We start from the raw sequence: 15581 nt of genomic DNA, 5'->3' as shown, positions 1-15581 counted from the left end.
CGTGCGGGCTCATGGCCCGGCGGTGGTGGTCAATGCAAAGGGCTCGAGCGAGGCCAGCAGCGCCTTGACCGGCGCCGCCAGGCCAACGCTGGCAGGGTCACGGGGATCGTACCAGCGGCGCGCCTCGCCCACCGAATCCAGCCGGGCGATGCGCGCCGGCTGCGGCGTGATCTCGAGACGAAAGTGGCTGAAGACATGGGTGAAGGGCGTCCAGGCCGGCTCGAGCTCGCTGCCCGGGGCATGAACGGCCAGCCACGCCGCCAACGCCTCGCGATCGTCGAACTGCGGCAGGCTCCAGAGCCCACCCCACAGGCCGCTGGAGGGGCGTTGCTCGAGCAGCACGCGTCCGTCGCGATCCTGCAGCAGCAGCATGATGGTGGTGCGTGTCGGCACGGCCTTCTTCGGCTTCGATTCGGGGAAGCGCTTCTCCTCACCGCGGGCGTGGGCGACGCACTCCGCCTCGAAGGGGCAGCGCGCGCAGTAAGGCTGCCCGCGCCGGCATAGCGTCGCCCCCAGATCCATCATCGCCTGGGTGAAGTCGACGACGCGCGCCTCGGGCGTGTAATGCTCGGCCAGGGCCCAGAGGCGGCGCTCCACCGCCGGCCGCCCCGGCCAGCCCTCCACCGCGTGCAGGCGCGTCAGCACCCGCTTGACATTGCCGTCGAGGATCACCGCCCGCCGCCCGGTGCTCTGGGCGATGATCGCACCGGCCGTGGAGCGGCCGATGCCGGGCAGCGCCGCCATCGCCTCGAGGCTCTCCACGGGAAACTCTCCGCCGTGCTCCTCGACGACGACGCGCGCGGCCTTGTGCAGGTTGCGGCCACGGGCGTAGTAGCCAAGCCCGGTCCACAGGTGCAGCACCTCGTCCTGCTCTGCCGCCGCCAGGGCGACCACGTCGGGAAAGCGCGCCATGAAGCGCTCGAAGTAGGGGATCACCGTGGTGACCTGAGTCTGCTGCAGCATGATCTCAGAGACCCACACCCGGTAGGGATTACGATCCTGCTGCCAGGGCAGGTCGTGGCGGCCGTGCTCGTCGAACCACTCAAGCAGGCGCTGCTGGAAGCGTTCGGGTGGCAGGATCGCAGGCGGCATGTCCGTCATGAGGGGCTCCCGTCACACAACTCTCGACACGAAAAAAAGCGCCGACTGGGGAAGTCGGCGCAGGGACTGGTCATGCATATTGCTCAGTTGAAGAGACCTTCCAGGGCGTTGCGAAGTTCCCGGCCGGCCTGCTCGCCGAGGCGCTCGTCGAGCTTCTCGACGGCGCCTTCCAGGCGCTCCTCGACCTTTTCGCCGGCGCGCTGAGTGGCCTCGTCGCGCAGCAGTCCGGCGAGGGTGCCTTGGAAGGCCTCGCGATCGAAGCGGCACCACTCCGAGCTCACGCCGCTCAAGGCGCCGTTGCAGCGCACGGGCAGCGGTACGCGCGCCAGGCGCGGATTGACCTCACAGGGGGCGTTATCGGCACTCACCAGGCGCACCGCAGCGCGCAGGTCGAACTGTTCGCTGACCAGATCGATACGGCCTTGGCCGTCCACCCGCATGCCGGGCAGCGTGACCAGCAGGTTGTCGCTCTGCACCTCGCCCTCGTCCAGGGTCAGGCCGGCGCGGATCTGTTCGAAGCGCGTCTCCTCGGCCCAGTCGCGGTCGAGCCGCTTGCCCTGCAGGGTGGCGGCCGTGGTGCACAGCTCCTCGGCGACATTGAGTTCCTTGAAGGCGCCCTCGTCGATGCGCGCATCGAGGCGGCCGCTCAGGTGGCGCCTGAGCTCCAGCAGGGAATTGCCGCGGCTGGTCAGCTCGCCCTCACCGCTGAAACGCCCGCTCAGGGGAGCCGGCTCCTCCGAGCGAGCCTCGAGCAGCGACTCGAGGCGCACCCGCTCGGCGCTGGGCGACAGCTGCCAGCGAACCGGGCTCTCGCGCAGGTCAAGGCCGCCCTCGGCGGCCAGGGCCCCCTCGTAGAAGCTGGATTCGAAGTTGACCAGGCGATGGCGTCCATCTCGCCCTTCGAGGGTCAGGTCGACGTCCTGGAAGTCGAGTCCCGCCAGGCGCAGCTGGCCCAGCTCGAGATGAGCGTCGAGGGTGAGTTCGGAGAGCCACGACGCGGAGACCAGCGCGTCCGTCGCCTCGGCGTGGGCCCGGCGGATGCCCGGCAACTGCCTGGACGAAGCGGTATCTTTACCGGCGCCCGACGGCGGCAGGTAGCCGTCAAGGTCCAGGCGATCCCCCTGCAGGTCGGCGGCGAGCTGGCCGCCGTCGAAGCGGCCCGCCAAGCGGCCGGTGAAGGTGGCGTCGTCCAGAACCAGGGTCAGGCCGGCGAGCTCGAAGCGCGTGAGGTCGCCGCTGACCGGGCTGGTCAGCGCCACATCGGTGAGCGCCTGGCCATTGGCCATGGCGGGCATCGCTTCGAGGCGCGTCAGCCAGGGGCGCAGCGACAGCGGCGTCAGGCGCAGCTGGCCGGTATAGGTCGGCGCCTCGCCGAGATCGCTGAGGTTGAGGTTGCCGTTGAGCTTCAGGGCGTCGGGCCCGGTCAGCTCGAGCTCGCGCAGGCGGGCACTCTGCTCGGCGAGATCGGCATCCAGCGAAAAGGCCAGCGTCATGGGCAGGACCTTCTCGCCCAGGCGCGGATGGTTGAGGCTGGCGTCGAGCGTGCCCGTCTCCAGCTGCAGGCTGCCCTCGCCGAGATTCATCACTAGACGCTCGCCCTGCAGGTTGAGCTTCTGCTCATTATCGAGCCCGGCCAGCCGGTTGACCGTCTCAAGGCTCAGCCCCTCCAGCACGTGGCGCCCCTCGGCCAGGCCCAGGTTTACCCGGGTGTCGAGGGAAACATCGCTGAGCAGTCGCGGCTCGCTCGCCTGCTCCTGCCAGTCGAGACCTTCATGCAGCCGCAGGCGGAAGGAGGAGGTGAGCGGAAAGGCGCTGCCGGGATTGACGTTGCTGCCGCTGACCTCGAGCTTCTCGAGGCGCAGCTCGCGATCCGCGAGGGCATCGCGGAAGTGCACCTCGCCACGATTCACCTGCACGCTGGCGATATTGAGGGCCACCGAGAGGCCGTTGCCCGCGGTGGGGGCGGGGCCTGCACTGGCCGGCGCCAGGGCGGCCTCGGCCTGTTCACCGCGCTCACCCAGTCGCTCGCTCAGCACCTCCCAATTGCCCCTGCCCTGGGCGTCGCGCTCGAGGTCGAGGTAGAGGTCATCGAGGGTCAGGCCGTCGATGGCGATCTCTCCGCGCAGCAGCGGCGCGAAGGCGAGGCTGACCTCGGCGTGGGAGAGCGCGGCGAAGGGCGCCGAGTCGTCGCCTTGATCGGGCAGGCGGGCCTCGGCCTGCTGCACGCCGACCCCCAGTCGGGGATAGAAGGACCAGGAGAGCGGGCCGTCGAGCGTCAGTTCTAGGCCGCTGTGCTCGCGCACGACCTCGATCAGGCGCGGCTTGAGATCATTGGGGTCGAAGAAGGTCGTCACATAGACCACGGCACCGACCATCACCAGGCCGAGGACGCCGATCGCGGCGAGCAGGGTGCGCAACAGGCGCTTCATTGATGACCTCGCGGTGGCAAGAGATTGAGCTCGAAGTAGTCGCCGTCCTGGGTCAGCCGATAGCCGAGCCGCGAGAGCAGCAGCTGGTCGGCCACGGGCAGCTGAGAGGAGGCGGCATAGAGACGACACCCCTCGGCATGGGCGGCCTCGCTGACCAGCCCCAGCAGGCGCGAGCCGACCCCTCGGCGGCGCGTGGTCTTGCGCACGCAGAGGTTCGAAAGGCACCAGGCATCTTGATCGAGCTTTACCGCCACGGCGCCCAGCAGGCGATCGTTGAAGCGGGCACAGCTGAACCGGTGGCCGCCCGCCAGGTGCTCACGGATGAAATCGTCCACGGGCAGGGGCAGGCGTTCGGGGGGCGCGTCAGTGAAGATGCGTACGAGGTCGAGGCGTATCTGGGCATCCGCGTCCCAGGCGTCCTGATCGACCTGTTGAAGGGTCACCGGCATGCGAGGATCTCCTGGAGGCCGGGGCGGCAGGCGTGCCGCCACTGTCATGGGCCGCATTGTAGCGGATGGGGTGAGCGATTCACTATAATGGCAGGCTCTCGGCGTCAGGCACAGCACCCGACGCCCCTTCGTATTGCTGGCCGGCAGGCACTCCCGGCCCCCTCGACACGCGCCCAGGCGCTGGAGATCCGACATGTCCGAGCGTATCGCCACGGTCACCCGGAACACCCGGGAAACCCAGATCACGGTGACCATCAATCTCGACGGCGAGGGGCGTCTGACCTGCGAGACCGGCGTGCCCTTCCTCGATCACATGCTCGATCAGGTAGCGCGCCACGGCCTGATCGACCTCGACATCGAGGCGATGGGCGACCTGCACATCGACGATCACCACACCGTCGAGGACCTGGGCATCACCCTGGGCCAGGCCTTCCACCAGGCGATCGGCGACAAGCGCGGCATCTACCGCTACGGCCATGCCTACGTGCCCCTGGACGAGGCGCTGTCCCGCGTGGTGGTAGACTTCTCTGGCCGCCCTGGGCTCAGCATGGACGTGGAGTTCACCCGCGCCAGCATCGGTCGCCTGGATACCCAGCTGTTCTGGGAGTTCTTCCAGGGCTTCGTCAATCACGCCCGGGTGACCCTGCACATCGACAACCTGAAGGGCTTCAACGCCCACCATCAGGCGGAAACCATCTTCAAGGCCTTCGGCCGCGCACTGCGCATGGCCGTGGCGCAGGACCCGCGCATGGCGGGTCAGATGCCGTCCACCAAGGGCAGCCTCTGAGGCCGCCGCACGATCACACGAGGAGCGCCCCATGACCATTGCCGTCATCGACTACGGAATGGGTAACCTGCATTCCGTCGCCAAGGCACTGGAGCACGTCACTCACGAAAACGTGGTCGTGACGCGGGATGCCCGCCGCATTCGCGGCGCCACCCGCCTGGTACTGCCCGGCCAGGGCGCCATCCGCGACTGCATGGGCGAGCTCGAGAAGACCGAGCTGCGCGGCCTGGTCGAGGAGCTGCTCGCCTCCCAGGACAAGCCGCTGCTGGGCATCTGCGTCGGCCAGCAGATGCTGCTCGACCACAGCGAGGAGAACGGCGGCATCGGCTGCCTGGGCTTCCTGCCCGGCGAGGTGCGAAAGTTCCCGGCCGACATGCGCGATGAGCGCAACGAGCGCCTGAAGGTCCCGCACATGGGCTGGAACCTGGTCAATCAGCACCACGACCACCCGCTGTGGGCGGGCATCGACCAGGACGAGCACTTCTACTTCGTGCACAGCTACTACGTCGAGGCCGCCGACGATGCCACGGTGTTCGGCACCACCGACTACGGACGGGTGAATGCCCACGTGGCCATCGGCCGCGACGCCACCTTCGCGGTGCAGTTCCATCCGGAGAAGAGCTCCCGGGCCGGCCTCAAGCTGCTGGAAAATTTCGTTCAGTGGATGCCCTGAGCGGCACCGCCGCCATGCCCCGGGGTGCCAAAGACGCGCCCCTGCCAGCCGCACTCATGACCGCCGCATTTATGACAACAAGGGCGCCCAAGAGCGCGCCGAATGGAGATCCGACATGCTGGTAATTCCCGCCATCGACCTCAAGGACGGCCAGTGCGTACGCCTCAAGCAGGGCCGCATGGACGATGCCACCACCTACGGCGATGATCCGGTCGCCATGGCCGCCCGCTGGGTCGAGGCCGGTGCCCGCCGCCTGCACCTGGTCGACCTCAACGGCGCCTTCGAGGGCGCGCCGGTCAATGGCGAGGCGGTCACCGCCATCGCCCGGGCCTATCCGAATCTGCCGATCCAGATCGGTGGCGGCATCCGCTCGGCCGCGACCATCGAACACTACCTCGCGGCCGGGGTCTCCTACGTGATCATCGGCACCAAGGCGGTCAAGGAACCGGCCTTCGTCGGCGAGATGTGCCGCGCCTTCCCCGGCCACGTGATCGTCGGCCTGGACGCCCGGGACGGTTTCGTTGCCACCGACGGCTGGGCCGAGGTCTCCACGGTCAAGGCCACCGAGCTCGCCAAGCGCTTCGCCGACGACGGCGTCTCCTCCATCGTCTACACCGACATCGCCCGCGACGGCATGATGCAGGGCGTCAACGTCGAGGCCACCGCCGAGCTCGCCCGTGAGGGTGGCCTGCCGGTGATCGCCTCGGGCGGGGTCACCGACCTCGAGGACCTGCGGGCCCTTGCCAAGGTCGCCGACGACGGCATCCTCGGTGCCATCACCGGCCGAGCCATCTACGAGGGCAGCCTCGATGTCGCCGAGGCCCAGCGGCTGTGCGACGCACTCAGCCACAAGGGGAGCTGATCCATGGGACTCGCCAAGCGCATCATCCCGTGCCTGGACGTCGACGCCGGCCGCGTGGTCAAGGGCGTCAACTTCATCGGCATCCGTGACGCCGGTGACCCGGTGGAGATCGCCCAGCGCTACAACCAGCAGGGCGCCGACGAGATCACCTTCCTCGACATCACCGCCAGCCACGAGGACCGCGACACCACGGTGGAGATGGTCGAGCGCATCGCTGGCGAGGTGTTCATCCCGCTCACGGTGGGCGGCGGCATCCGCAGCTGCGACGACATCCGCACCATGCTCAACGCCGGCGCCGACAAGGTGTCGATCAACACCGCCGCGGTGACCAACCCCGATTTCGTGCACGAGGCCTCCGAGCGCTTCGGCAGCCAGTGCATCGTGGTGGCCATCGATGCCAAGAAGGTCTCGGCCGAGGGCGAGCCCGAGCGCTGGGAGATCTTCACTCACGGCGGGCGCCGCCCCACCGGCCTCGATGCCGTGGAGTGGGCCAGGAAGATGGTGGCCTACGGGGCCGGCGAGCTGCTGCTGACCAGCATGGATCGCGACGGCACCAAGGTCGGCTTCGATCTCGGCGTGACCCGCGCCATCGCCGATGCCGTGAGCGTGCCGGTGATCGCCTCCGGCGGCGTGGGCAACCTCGACCATCTGGTCGATGGCGTCATCGACGGCGGCGCCGACGCGGTGCTGGCGGCCAGCATCTTCCACTTCGGCGAGTACACCATCCCCGAGGCCAAGCGGTACATGGCGGAGCGCGGGATCGAGATGCGGCTGTAGTGATCGAATGAGATGAGCGCCGGGGGCAAGGCGGCGCGAGGGTCTTTTGACCAGGGACGTCAAAAGTAGCGCCCAAGGACGGGTTCACAGCGCCCTCGCGAAGGCTTGACGCCAGATAAGCTCATCGTCTCTCGCTTGCTACCGACTCGAGACGACAAAGGGCCCGCCAACTGGCGGGCCCTTTGTCGTTCCAGCCGGCGTGCGGGCGGCTACTCCTCGACGGAGAGCCCCAGGTTGCTGACGCCGTCGTTGCGGCCGAGCCGGCGCAGCGCCTTGAGCGCCTCGCGATCCAGCGGCCCTGCCTCCAGGGCCTCGAGCACCGCATCCTGAAAGTCGTTCTCGTCCGCCATCAGCGGGTGGTCGCGCACCAGGGCGGCGAGCCGCTCGGCGTCCTCCTCGCCCTCGGTGAGCTCGATATAGGCCCGCACCCCGCTGCGCGAGGCGCGGCTGACCTCGAGCACCGCCTCGCTCGCCTCGCCGCGCAGGGTGTCGAGGATCGCCGAGAGCGCGACCACCGCCTCCAGTGCCCGCCGGGCGCCGAAGCTGTCGTCCTCGGCGGGGGGCTCCAGCTCGGCGAGCTTCTCGGCCTGGCGGTCGAAGTCGATGCGCGCCTCCTTCACCGCCAGCTGCTCCCAGACGAGATCCAGGATCACCCGCAGGCCGTGGGGGTTCCCCTCACCGCTGTTCTCGGCGTAGAGGCCATAGTTGGGCAACAGCCGTTCGCACAGCGCCGCCATGAAGGCCTGCTGGCGACGCGGGTCGAGCTGCTGAAGGCGCTGGAAGAAGCCGTTCATGGAGTCTCCTTGGAGGTTAGGTTGTCTCAGGGCCAGAGGCGCTCGACCGACACCCGCCCGCGGGGATCGAACAGCACGCCCTCGGCCACCAGGCGCCGGCGCTGTTCGTCGGCACCGCCGTGATCGGCTAGCTTGCGCGACGCGGTGATCACCCGGAACCAGGGCAGGCCGTGGCCGGCGGGCAGGTCGCGCAGGGCGCGGGCCACCAGCCGCGGCGTGGCACCCTCGGTCATCGCGGCGATGCGCCCGTAGGTCGTCACCCGGCCCGCGGGAATCTCGGCCAGAATGGTCAGAATCTGCTCTCTCAGCTCGGGCTTCATGTACCCTGGCGCTCCGTCCGTCACCTGCGCATTGCTAATATGGCGAGGCTCGCATGCATGTTCACCTTCTCCAGCACAGCCCCCACCAGGGACCGGCCCGAATCGCCGACTGGCTCGCCAGCATGGGGCACAGCTTCACCGTCTTCCACCTCGATGCGGGCGAGCTGCCGCCGCGGCTGGCCGACGGCGATGCCCTGATCGTGCTCGATGGCCCCGAGGGCAGCGCCGATGACGGCGCGCGCCCCTGGCTCAGGGCCGAGCGCAAGCTCATCGCCCAGGCGCTGGACGGCAACAAGCCGCTGCTGGGGATCGGCTACGGTGCCAGGCGGATCGCCGAGGCGCTGGGAGCGATCGTCGCTCGCGGCACCGTGGCCGAAACCGGCTGGCACCGGGTGAGCCTCGCCCCGCTCAGCCCCGCCGACCTGCCCGAGGACTTCGAGGCCTTCATGTGGCACCGCGAGGTGTTCGCCCTGCCCGACTACGCCCTGGCGCTGGGCTGCAGCACGGCAAGCCCACTGCAGGGCTTCACCTGGGACGACGGGCGAGTGGTGGCCCTGCTCTGCCACCTGGAGGCGACCGCGGCCAGCGTCACCGCCCTGCTCGATCATCTGCCGCCGCCCGAGGGCAGCGAGGCGAGCCCACACGCCCAGGAACGCGCCACGATGCTCGACGACCCGAGGCGCTTCGACCGGCTCGCCCCCTTGCTCGACCGGCTGCTGTCACAGTGGCTGCGACACGCCGCGCGCTGAGGCTCAGGCCGGCTGCGGCACGGGCCGGCCTTGTTTCCTGGCTTGGGCCGACCACTCGCGGGCGACCTCCAGGCAGCTCTCCCAGTCGCCCACGTGGAGGAAGTGGCGCTCGGGGTGCTTCTCCAGCTGGTGGCGGTAGAGCGGATCGTAGTATTCGGTGAGCAGCGGCGCCAGCCAGGCCTCGTGGGCGCTGGTGTTGCCGCGCTCGTGCTCGCGGAAGGCCAGCGCCTGGAGGCGCTGCAGGCGCGCCAGGCGCGCCTGGCCCAGGCGCTTTCTCAGGCGCCCGAGGGCCGCGGCGAGCTGCTTGCGCATCAGCGCCCAGCCCAGCCAGTCGCCGAACTGCCGGCGATGGACCTCCCAGAGATCGTCGATGTAGTCCTTACGGATCTGCTCCAGGCGCCAGTCCAGCGGCATCTCGATGCGAATGCGCGGCGCCTGGACCATGCCCTCCCAGAAGGTCAGCGGGATATTGGCGGTGCCGATGCGCCGCGACTCGTCCTCCAGCACCAGCGGCCCGGGCAGGTCCAGCAGGCGCAGCCCCATGGCGTGCTCGAAGTCGATCTGGCTCGGCGCCGGCAGCGGATGGCGGCCGAAGGCAGAGCCCTTGTGGCGGGCACAGCCCTCGAGGTCGAGGCCCTCCTCCAGCGCCAGGATCAGCGATGTCTTGGCGCAGCCGGTCAGCCCGCCCACCACCAGCTGCGGCTGCTCGGCGGCGCCGTCGATGCGCGCGCAGAGCGCCTGGCGCATCGCCTTCCAGCCCCCGCGGATGCGCGGGCGCGTGATGCCGGCGTCAACCAGCCACTGCTGGGCGGTGCGCGAGCGCAACCCGCCGCGAAAGCAATAGATGATGGCGTCGGGGTGGGCCTCGACGAGCCGCCGCCAGGCGGCGACCCTTGAGGCCTTGAGGCCGCCGCGCACCAGCCGCTCGCCCAGGGCGATGGCCGCGTCCTGGCCGCGCTCCTTGTACTCGATGCCGACGAGGTGGCGCTCCTCGTCGTCCATCAGCGGCAGGTTGACGGCGCCGGGCAGCGCGCCCTGGGCGAACTCCACGGGCGCGCGCACGTCGATCAGCACGCGCCCTTCACGCAAGAGTTCGAGGTCCGGTTCGACCAGCGGCAGACTCATCCGCGCACCTCGATCAGCGCCGGCCCGCTGGCCTTGACCACTTCGCCGAAGGGCGTGAGCTCGATGCCATGATCGCGCCCGATGCGCTGCACGTCGTCCTCCCAGGAGGGGTGCACCGAGAGCAGCAGGCCGCCGGAGGTCTGCGGGTCGCAGAGCCACTGCCAGTGCGCCTCGTCCATGCCGGGCAGGCTCGCACCCAGCGCCTCGCGGTTGCGCCGGGTGCCCCCGGGCACCGCGCCCTGGCGGCGGTAGGCCTCGGCCTCGGCGAGCCGCGGCAGGCGTCGGAAGTCGACCCGCGCGGCGACGCCGCTGGCCGTGCAGATTTCGGCGAGGTGGCCGGCCAGGCCGAAACCGGTGACGTCGGTCATGGCGTGCACGCCCTTGACCTTCGCCAGCGCCATGCCGATAGCGTTGGACTTGAGCATGGTCGAGCGTGCCAGCTCCTGGTGGCCGGCCTTCAGCAGCCCCTGCTTCTCGGCGGTGGTGAGCAGCCCCACCCCCAGCGGCTTGGTCAAGAACAGCAGGTCACCGGGCTTCGCACCCTTGTTGAGCTTGAGATGCTCGAGGTCGACCAGGCCATTGACCGACAGGCCGAAGATCGGCTCGGGAGACTCGATGGAGTGCCCGCCGGCGAGCGCCAGTCCCAGCTCGCGACACACCGCCTGGGCCCCGCCCACGACATCGCCGGCGACGTCCGCGCCGAGCTTGTCCAGCGGCCAGCCGAGGATGCCCAGCGCCATCACCGGCGTGCCGCCCATGGCGTAGACGTCGCTGATGGCATTGGTGGCGGCGATGCGGCCGAAGTCGAAGGGGTCATCGACGATAGGCATGAAGAAGTCGGTGGTGGCGATCATGCCGCGTCCGTCGCCCAGGTCGTAGACGGCGGCGTCCTCACGACCCTGGTTGCCGACGATCAGCCGCGAATGGCTGGCGCCGGGCCCGGCCTTGGCGAGGATCCCGTCGAGCACGTCGGGGGCGATCTTGCAGCCACAGCCCGCGCCGTGGCTGTACTGGGTCAGGCGGATGGCGCTCATCTCGTTCTCCTTGGCATTCGTTAATCGCATTCTACCTCAAGTCTGTCGGGCCTAGAGGGCGTCGAGGGCCTCGGCGAGCTTGTCCACGGCGACCACCTCCATGCCCTCGGGGCTGCGCTTGGGGGCGTTGGCCCGGGGCACGATAGCGCGGGTGAAGCCGTGCTTTGACGCCTCGACGATGCGCTCCTGGCCGTTGGGCACCGGGCGGATCTCCCCGGACAGCCCCACCTCGCCGAACACCACCAGCTCGCGCGGTAGCGGCCGGTTCTGCAGGCTGGAGACCACCGCGACCAGCACCGCCAGGTCGGCGCTGGTCTCCAGCACCTTGACCCCGCCGACCACGTTGAGGAAGACGTCCTGATCGCCGGTGAAGAGCCCGCCGTGGCGGTGCAGCACCGCCAGCAGCATGGCCAGACGATTCTGGTCGAGCCCCACGGCGACGCGGCGCGGGTTGCCCAGCGCCGACTCGTCGAGCAGCGCCTGCACCTCGACGAGAATCGGCCGGGTGCCCTCCCAGACCACCATCACCAGGCTGCCCGATGCCTGCTCCTCGCTGCGCGAGAGGAAGATGGCGCTGGGGTTCTTCACCTCCTTCATGCCGTGCTCAAGCATGGCGAACACGCCCAGTTCGTTGACCGCGCCGAAGCGATTCTTCTGCCCGCGCAGGGTACGAAAGCGCGAGTCGGCGCCGCCCTCGAGCAGCAGCGAGGCGTCGATCATGTGCTCGAGCACCTTGGGCCCGGCCAGGCTGCCGTCCTTGGTCACATGGCCGACCAGCAGCAGCACGGTATTGGACTGCTTGGCGAAGCGGGTCAGCGCGGCGGCGGATTCGCGCACCTGAGCCACGCCTCCCGGCGCCGAGGCGATGTCCTCCAGGTGCATGGTCTGGATGGAGTCGATGATCAACACCTCGGGGCGCTCGCGCTCGGCCACCCCGAGGATGGTCTCGACGCTGGTCTCGGCGAGCATCTTCAGCCCCTGGGTGGGCAGCTGCAAACGATGAGCGCGCATCGCCACCTGGGAGAGCGACTCCTCGCCGGTGACATAAATCGAGGAGCGCTCCTGAGCGAGCTTGCAGGCGGTCTGCAGCAGCAGGGTCGACTTGCCCGCACCGGGGTGGCCGCCGAGCAGCACCGCGGAACCGGGCACCAGCCCGCCGCCCAGCACCCGGTCGAACTCCTCGAAGGTCGAGGAGAGCCTCGGCACCTCGCTCAGATCGACGCTGCCCAGGTCGACCACCTCGCGGGAGAGGCTGCCGGCGTAGCCGCCGCGCCCGGGGCCGCCGCCCGCCCCGGCACCGGGACGCGCGGGCGCCAGGCGCACCTCACTCAGGGTGTTCCACTCCTGACAGCTGGTGCACTGCCCCTGCCACTTGCGGTATTCGGCACCGCACTCGGTGCAGACGAAGGCGCTCTTCACTTTGGCCATGGGGCACTCTCTCGCTCGCTGACGGGGCTGTCGATGACGGCCCGGATATCAATCGCGCCATTCTAGCAGCCAGGGGCCGTCGGCTGCGGAGCCCCGCGCGATTAGCGAGCCCGCAACGACACGGGGCGGCCCTGAGGCCGCCCCGGTACTGCTCGTTCACAGGATCAGAGACGCTTGAGCTGCAACATCTCGCTGTTCTGGAAACGGCGCAGGTTGGGATCGATCAGCTCCAGCGTCTGGGGATCGACGCGCAGGAAGTAGTAGGTCTGCCCCTCGCCGTCGGGCACCAGCTCGTAGACGGTGGCGGCGGGATCCTGCTCCGTACCCTGAAGCGTCTCCCAGTTGCCGGCATAGTTCTCGTCCGGCGGGTTCTGCGGGTGTGCCCGATAGGAGGCGTCCAGGTCGAAGGTCCGCTCCGCGGCCATCCCCTGCTCCTCGCCGTTCAGGGTCACGTTGAGGTCGATGCCCTCGCAGTTGCGGCACGGTAAGGTGCCCTGGTAGGTCACCGTCGTCGCTTCCATCTCGGTGGCGGCCTGATCGGTGGGGCCGGCGGCACAGCCGGCCAACAGCGCGGCCAGGGCAGAGCCGACCAGCAAGGTCCTGATTTGCATTTATGTCCTCCTAACCAATGGGCATGACGCCGTGAGGCACGGCAACCTGAATCACAGCATAACCTCTAGCGTGCCCAGCGGACAGCCTCGCCCGGGACCGCGTTGCTCAACCCGGCGGGTAGACCCGAGTAAAGACCAGTATCAGCACCAGTGGCATGACCACCAGGCTGCCCAGGTTGCCGATCAACACCAGGGAGGCCACCTTGTGGGGTTCCTGACGATACTGTTCGGCCACGAGGTAGTTCAACACGGCCGGCGGCAGGGCCGCGAATACCCAAAGGGCCGCCGCCTGAAGCCCCGACAGTTCGAGCCAGATGATCAGCGGCGCGGCGAGCACCAGCCCCGAGAGCGGACAGAGCAGCGCGCCGAGCAGGCCCGTCCGCCAGTCGCCGAAATCGATGTCCAGCATGCGCACGCCCAGGGCGAAGAGCATCAGCGGGATGGAGACGCCCCCCAGCATGTGCATCGCCTCCAGCCCCCAGCCCGGCAGCGGCACCCCGCCCAGGTTGACGGCGAGGCCCGCCAGGCTCGCCAGCACGATGGGCATGCGCAGCAGCCGCCACAGCGGCGTGTGCGGGCTGAGCATGTAGAGCCCCACCGAGAAGTGCAGCAGCATCTCGACGATGAACAGCACCACCGCCGCCGGCAGGGCCTGCTCGCCGAAGGCCAGCACCAGCAGCGGGATGCCCATGTTGCCGGAGTTGTTGAACATCATCGGCGGCAGGAAGGTCTTCACCTCGAGCTTCAGCCACTTCGCCACCGGCCAGAGCACCAGCCCCGAGCCCAGCACCACCACGGCCGCCGCCAGGGCCAGCCTGGCATAGTCCGCCAGCGGTGCCTGGCGGTCGGCCAGCACGGCGAACACCAGCATGGGCACGAAGAGCTCCATGTTGAGGGTGTTCAGCCCGCGGATATCCGGCGTTCGCAAGCGACCGTAGACGGCGCCGCATCCCGCAATCAGGAAAACGGGCAGCAGGGTGGCGATGATCTGGGCGGTCATTGCAGGGATCCGTCGACAGTAAAGGAGAGAATGAGCGCCTCGAGACTAGCATGGGCACGGCTTGCGCGGGCGGGACGCTCGGGTCACCATGAGTTCATCCCCCCTTCCCTCGAGCGAGTAATCATGAGCAAGTTCTGGAGCCCTGAGGTTCGCGAGCTGACTCCCTATGTGCCGGGAGAGCAGCCCCGCGAGCGGCTGATCAAGCTGAACACCAACGAGAACCCCTATCCGCCGGCCCCCGCCGTCGAGGCCGCCCTGCGCGACTTCTCCGCCGACCACCTGCGGCGCTATCCGGACCCGACCTCCTTCGCCTTGCGCGAGGCCCTGGCCGAAGAGCTCGGGGTGGATACCGCCCAGGTCTTCGTCGGCAACGGCTCTGACGAGGTGCTGGCCTTGTCCTTCCAGGCCTTCTTCCGCCAGCCGCGGCCGCTGTCGATGCCGAGCATCTCCTACAGCTTCTATCCGGTCTACTGCCGGCTCTACGGCGTCGAGCGCCGCACCCACCCGCTGGACGACCAGTGGCGCGTCGACCTCGATGCCTTCCCCGCAGATGCCGGCGGCGTGATCTTCGCCAACCCCAACGCCCCCACCGGCCATGGCCACGGGCGAGAGGCCGTGGCCGGGCTGCTCGAACGGATCACCGACTCGGTAGTGCTGGTCGACGAGGCCTACGTGGATTTCGGCGGCGAGAGCGCGGCGCCGCTGATCGAGCGCTTTCCGAACCTGCTGGTCACCGGCACCTTCTCCAAGTCGCGCAGCCTCGCCGGCCTGCGCCTGGGCTATGCCGTGGGCTCACGGGAGCTGATCGAGGGCCTGGAGCGGGTCAAAGACTCCTTCAACTCCTATCCCGTCGATAGCCTGGCCAGTGCGCTGGGCATCGCCTCGCTTGGCGATCACGAGCATTTCGATGCCTGCCGCGAGGCGGTGATCACCACCCGCGAGCGGACCCGGGTGCGTCTCGAGACCCTGGACTTTCAGGTACTGCCCTCGCAGACCAACTTCCTGCTGGTCAGTCACTCCGAGCTCGACGCCGCCCAGCTCTTCGTGGGCCTGCGCGAGCGCGGCGTGCTGGTGCGCCACTTCAACACCGACGCGCTGCGCGACCACCTGCGCATCTCCATCGGCACCGATGACGAGATGGATAGCCTCATCGAGGCCCTGGAGAGTCTGTGCCGCTAGCGCAGCACGCGCCTGCCTGGATGGACCTTCTCCCTTAACGAAAACGCCCCCGCCTCGAAGGAGGCGGGGGCGTTTGGTTAGGAAGGCGCGCATCCAGGGAGGGGCCTCTGGGACGGCGCCTTTATGGAACGACGCAGCGTAACTGGCAGGGGCGGGATTGCCCTGTTGTCCGGCCAACCACCGTGCGCCCACATGAAAAAACCCCGAGCTCTTATGAGCTCGGGGTTTTCTCGGAATAGGTGCCTGACGATGACCTACTCTCG

The 15581-nt window shown here is 68.9% G+C and carries 16 protein-coding genes; 6 read left to right on the top strand and 10 right to left on the bottom strand.

Annotated elements, in window-relative coordinates:
• Window positions 1–9 precede the first annotated feature (9 nt).
• The 3 genes from mutY to RSO68_RS13985 all read right to left on the bottom strand — a co-directional run bounded on the left by mutY (window position 10) and on the right by RSO68_RS13985 (window position 3979).
• A complete protein-coding gene (gene mutY, locus RSO68_RS13995) occupies window positions 10–1101 on the bottom strand; it encodes an A/G-specific adenine glycosylase (RefSeq protein WP_315587025.1) in 1092 nt (363 codons plus the stop codon).
• An 83-nt stretch (window positions 1102–1184) separates the two neighbouring features.
• Window positions 1185–3530 carry an AsmA family protein gene (locus RSO68_RS13990; RefSeq protein WP_315587024.1) on the bottom strand — a complete coding sequence of 782 codons (2346 nt, stop codon included), beginning with the start codon at window positions 3528–3530 and terminating at the stop codon, window positions 1185–1187.
• Window positions 3527–3979, bottom strand: a complete 453-nt coding sequence (locus RSO68_RS13985) for an acetyl-CoA sensor PanZ family protein (protein ID WP_089850675.1) — start codon at window positions 3977–3979, stop codon at window positions 3527–3529. The genes RSO68_RS13990 and RSO68_RS13985 overlap by 4 nt, the downstream gene beginning before the upstream one ends.
• A gap of 193 nt (window positions 3980–4172) precedes the next feature.
• On the opposite strand from RSO68_RS13985, the gene hisB reads away from it, so the two are divergent.
• The 4 genes from hisB to hisF all read left to right on the top strand — a co-directional run bounded on the left by hisB (window position 4173) and on the right by hisF (window position 7078).
• The gene (hisB, locus tag RSO68_RS13980; RefSeq protein WP_315587023.1) at window positions 4173–4766 is read left to right on the top strand and encodes an imidazoleglycerol-phosphate dehydratase HisB; all 594 of its coding nucleotides are present in this window, start codon (window positions 4173–4175) and stop codon (window positions 4764–4766) included.
• 31 nt (window positions 4767–4797) lie between these two features.
• A complete protein-coding gene (gene hisH, locus RSO68_RS13975) occupies window positions 4798–5439 on the top strand; it encodes an imidazole glycerol phosphate synthase subunit HisH (RefSeq protein ID WP_315587022.1) in 642 nt (213 codons plus the stop codon).
• Between the two features lie 115 nt (window positions 5440–5554).
• Window positions 5555–6301, top strand: a complete 747-nt coding sequence (hisA, locus tag RSO68_RS13970; RefSeq protein WP_315587021.1) for a 1-(5-phosphoribosyl)-5-[(5-phosphoribosylamino)methylideneamino]imidazole-4-carboxamide isomerase — start codon at window positions 5555–5557, stop codon at window positions 6299–6301.
• 3 nt (window positions 6302–6304) lie between these two features.
• Complete coding sequence (hisF, locus tag RSO68_RS13965) at window positions 6305–7078, top strand: imidazole glycerol phosphate synthase subunit HisF (RefSeq protein WP_089850667.1); 774 nt, start codon at window positions 6305–6307, stop codon at window positions 7076–7078.
• Between the two features lie 209 nt (window positions 7079–7287).
• Here the strand turns inward: hisF and RSO68_RS13960 are convergent, their stop codons facing one another.
• Together RSO68_RS13960 and RSO68_RS13955 are read right to left on the bottom strand one after the other, a co-directional pair.
• Window positions 7288–7872: a YjaG family protein gene (locus RSO68_RS13960; protein ID WP_315587020.1), complete on the bottom strand. Its 585-nt coding sequence runs from the start codon at window positions 7870–7872 to the stop codon at window positions 7288–7290.
• Between the two features lie 26 nt (window positions 7873–7898).
• The gene (locus RSO68_RS13955) at window positions 7899–8192 is read right to left on the bottom strand and encodes an MGMT family protein (protein WP_089850663.1); all 294 of its coding nucleotides are present in this window, start codon (window positions 8190–8192) and stop codon (window positions 7899–7901) included.
• Between the two features lie 53 nt (window positions 8193–8245).
• On the opposite strand from RSO68_RS13955, the gene RSO68_RS13950 reads away from it, so the two are divergent.
• On the top strand, window positions 8246–8941 hold the full coding sequence (locus RSO68_RS13950; RefSeq protein ID WP_315587019.1) for a type 1 glutamine amidotransferase: 696 nt from the start codon (window positions 8246–8248) through the stop codon (window positions 8939–8941).
• A 3-nt stretch (window positions 8942–8944) separates the two neighbouring features.
• Here RSO68_RS13950 and mnmH read toward each other — a convergent pair whose 3' ends face one another.
• The 5 genes from mnmH to RSO68_RS13925 all read right to left on the bottom strand — a co-directional run bounded on the left by mnmH (window position 8945) and on the right by RSO68_RS13925 (window position 14139).
• Window positions 8945–10066: a tRNA 2-selenouridine(34) synthase MnmH gene (gene mnmH / locus RSO68_RS13945; protein WP_089850659.1), complete on the bottom strand. Its 1122-nt coding sequence runs from the start codon at window positions 10064–10066 to the stop codon at window positions 8945–8947.
• Window positions 10063–11100: a selenide, water dikinase SelD gene (selD, locus tag RSO68_RS13940; RefSeq protein ID WP_315587018.1), complete on the bottom strand. Its 1038-nt coding sequence runs from the start codon at window positions 11098–11100 to the stop codon at window positions 10063–10065. The genes mnmH and selD overlap by 4 nt, the downstream gene beginning before the upstream one ends.
• Window positions 11101–11151: 51 nt before the next feature.
• A complete protein-coding gene (radA, locus tag RSO68_RS13935) occupies window positions 11152–12528 on the bottom strand; it encodes a DNA repair protein RadA (RefSeq protein WP_315587017.1) in 1377 nt (458 codons plus the stop codon).
• A 164-nt stretch (window positions 12529–12692) separates the two neighbouring features.
• Window positions 12693–13139, bottom strand: a complete 447-nt coding sequence (locus RSO68_RS13930; protein ID WP_089850654.1) for a copper resistance protein NlpE N-terminal domain-containing protein — start codon at window positions 13137–13139, stop codon at window positions 12693–12695.
• Between the two features lie 106 nt (window positions 13140–13245).
• Window positions 13246–14139 carry an AEC family transporter gene (locus RSO68_RS13925; RefSeq protein WP_089850652.1) on the bottom strand — a complete coding sequence of 298 codons (894 nt, stop codon included), beginning with the start codon at window positions 14137–14139 and terminating at the stop codon, window positions 13246–13248.
• Window positions 14140–14262: 123 nt separating this feature from the next.
• Here RSO68_RS13925 and hisC point away from each other — a divergent pair, with 123 nt between their 5' ends.
• The gene (gene hisC / locus RSO68_RS13920) at window positions 14263–15318 is read left to right on the top strand and encodes a histidinol-phosphate transaminase (RefSeq protein WP_315587016.1); all 1056 of its coding nucleotides are present in this window, start codon (window positions 14263–14265) and stop codon (window positions 15316–15318) included.
• The last annotated feature ends 263 nt before the right edge of the window (window positions 15319–15581 follow it).

The organism is Halomonas saccharevitans, assembly GCF_032333995.1.
Classification (GTDB): Bacteria; Pseudomonadota; Gammaproteobacteria; order Pseudomonadales; family Halomonadaceae; genus Halomonas; species Halomonas saccharevitans.
This window is presented reverse-complemented; position numbering and strand designations above follow the sequence as displayed.

What these genes read in the sequence shown, in the direction of transcription:
- mutY (WP_315587025.1), bottom strand. Translation starts at nt 1,101, where the DNA reads ATGACGGACATGCCGCCTGCGATCCTGCCACCCGAACGCTTCCAGCAG.
- RSO68_RS13990 (WP_315587024.1), bottom strand. Translation starts at nt 3,530, where the DNA reads ATGAAGCGCCTGTTGCGCACCCTGCTCGCCGCGATCGGCGTCCTCGGC.
- RSO68_RS13985 (WP_089850675.1), bottom strand. Translation starts at nt 3,979, where the DNA reads ATGCCGGTGACCCTTCAACAGGTCGATCAGGACGCCTGGGACGCGGAT.
- hisB (WP_315587023.1), top strand. Translation starts at nt 4,173, where the DNA reads ATGTCCGAGCGTATCGCCACGGTCACCCGGAACACCCGGGAAACCCAG.
- hisH (WP_315587022.1), top strand. Translation starts at nt 4,798, where the DNA reads ATGACCATTGCCGTCATCGACTACGGAATGGGTAACCTGCATTCCGTC.
- hisA (WP_315587021.1), top strand. Translation starts at nt 5,555, where the DNA reads ATGCTGGTAATTCCCGCCATCGACCTCAAGGACGGCCAGTGCGTACGC.
- hisF (WP_089850667.1), top strand. Translation starts at nt 6,305, where the DNA reads ATGGGACTCGCCAAGCGCATCATCCCGTGCCTGGACGTCGACGCCGGC.
- RSO68_RS13960 (WP_315587020.1), bottom strand. Translation starts at nt 7,872, where the DNA reads ATGAACGGCTTCTTCCAGCGCCTTCAGCAGCTCGACCCGCGTCGCCAG.
- RSO68_RS13955 (WP_089850663.1), bottom strand. Translation starts at nt 8,192, where the DNA reads ATGAAGCCCGAGCTGAGAGAGCAGATTCTGACCATTCTGGCCGAGATT.
- RSO68_RS13950 (WP_315587019.1), top strand. Translation starts at nt 8,246, where the DNA reads ATGCATGTTCACCTTCTCCAGCACAGCCCCCACCAGGGACCGGCCCGA.
- mnmH (WP_089850659.1), bottom strand. Translation starts at nt 10,066, where the DNA reads ATGAGTCTGCCGCTGGTCGAACCGGACCTCGAACTCTTGCGTGAAGGG.
- selD (WP_315587018.1), bottom strand. Translation starts at nt 11,100, where the DNA reads ATGAGCGCCATCCGCCTGACCCAGTACAGCCACGGCGCGGGCTGTGGC.
- radA (WP_315587017.1), bottom strand. Translation starts at nt 12,528, where the DNA reads ATGGCCAAAGTGAAGAGCGCCTTCGTCTGCACCGAGTGCGGTGCCGAA.
- RSO68_RS13930 (WP_089850654.1), bottom strand. Translation starts at nt 13,139, where the DNA reads ATGCAAATCAGGACCTTGCTGGTCGGCTCTGCCCTGGCCGCGCTGTTG.
- RSO68_RS13925 (WP_089850652.1), bottom strand. Translation starts at nt 14,139, where the DNA reads ATGACCGCCCAGATCATCGCCACCCTGCTGCCCGTTTTCCTGATTGCG.
- hisC (WP_315587016.1), top strand. Translation starts at nt 14,263, where the DNA reads ATGAGCAAGTTCTGGAGCCCTGAGGTTCGCGAGCTGACTCCCTATGTG.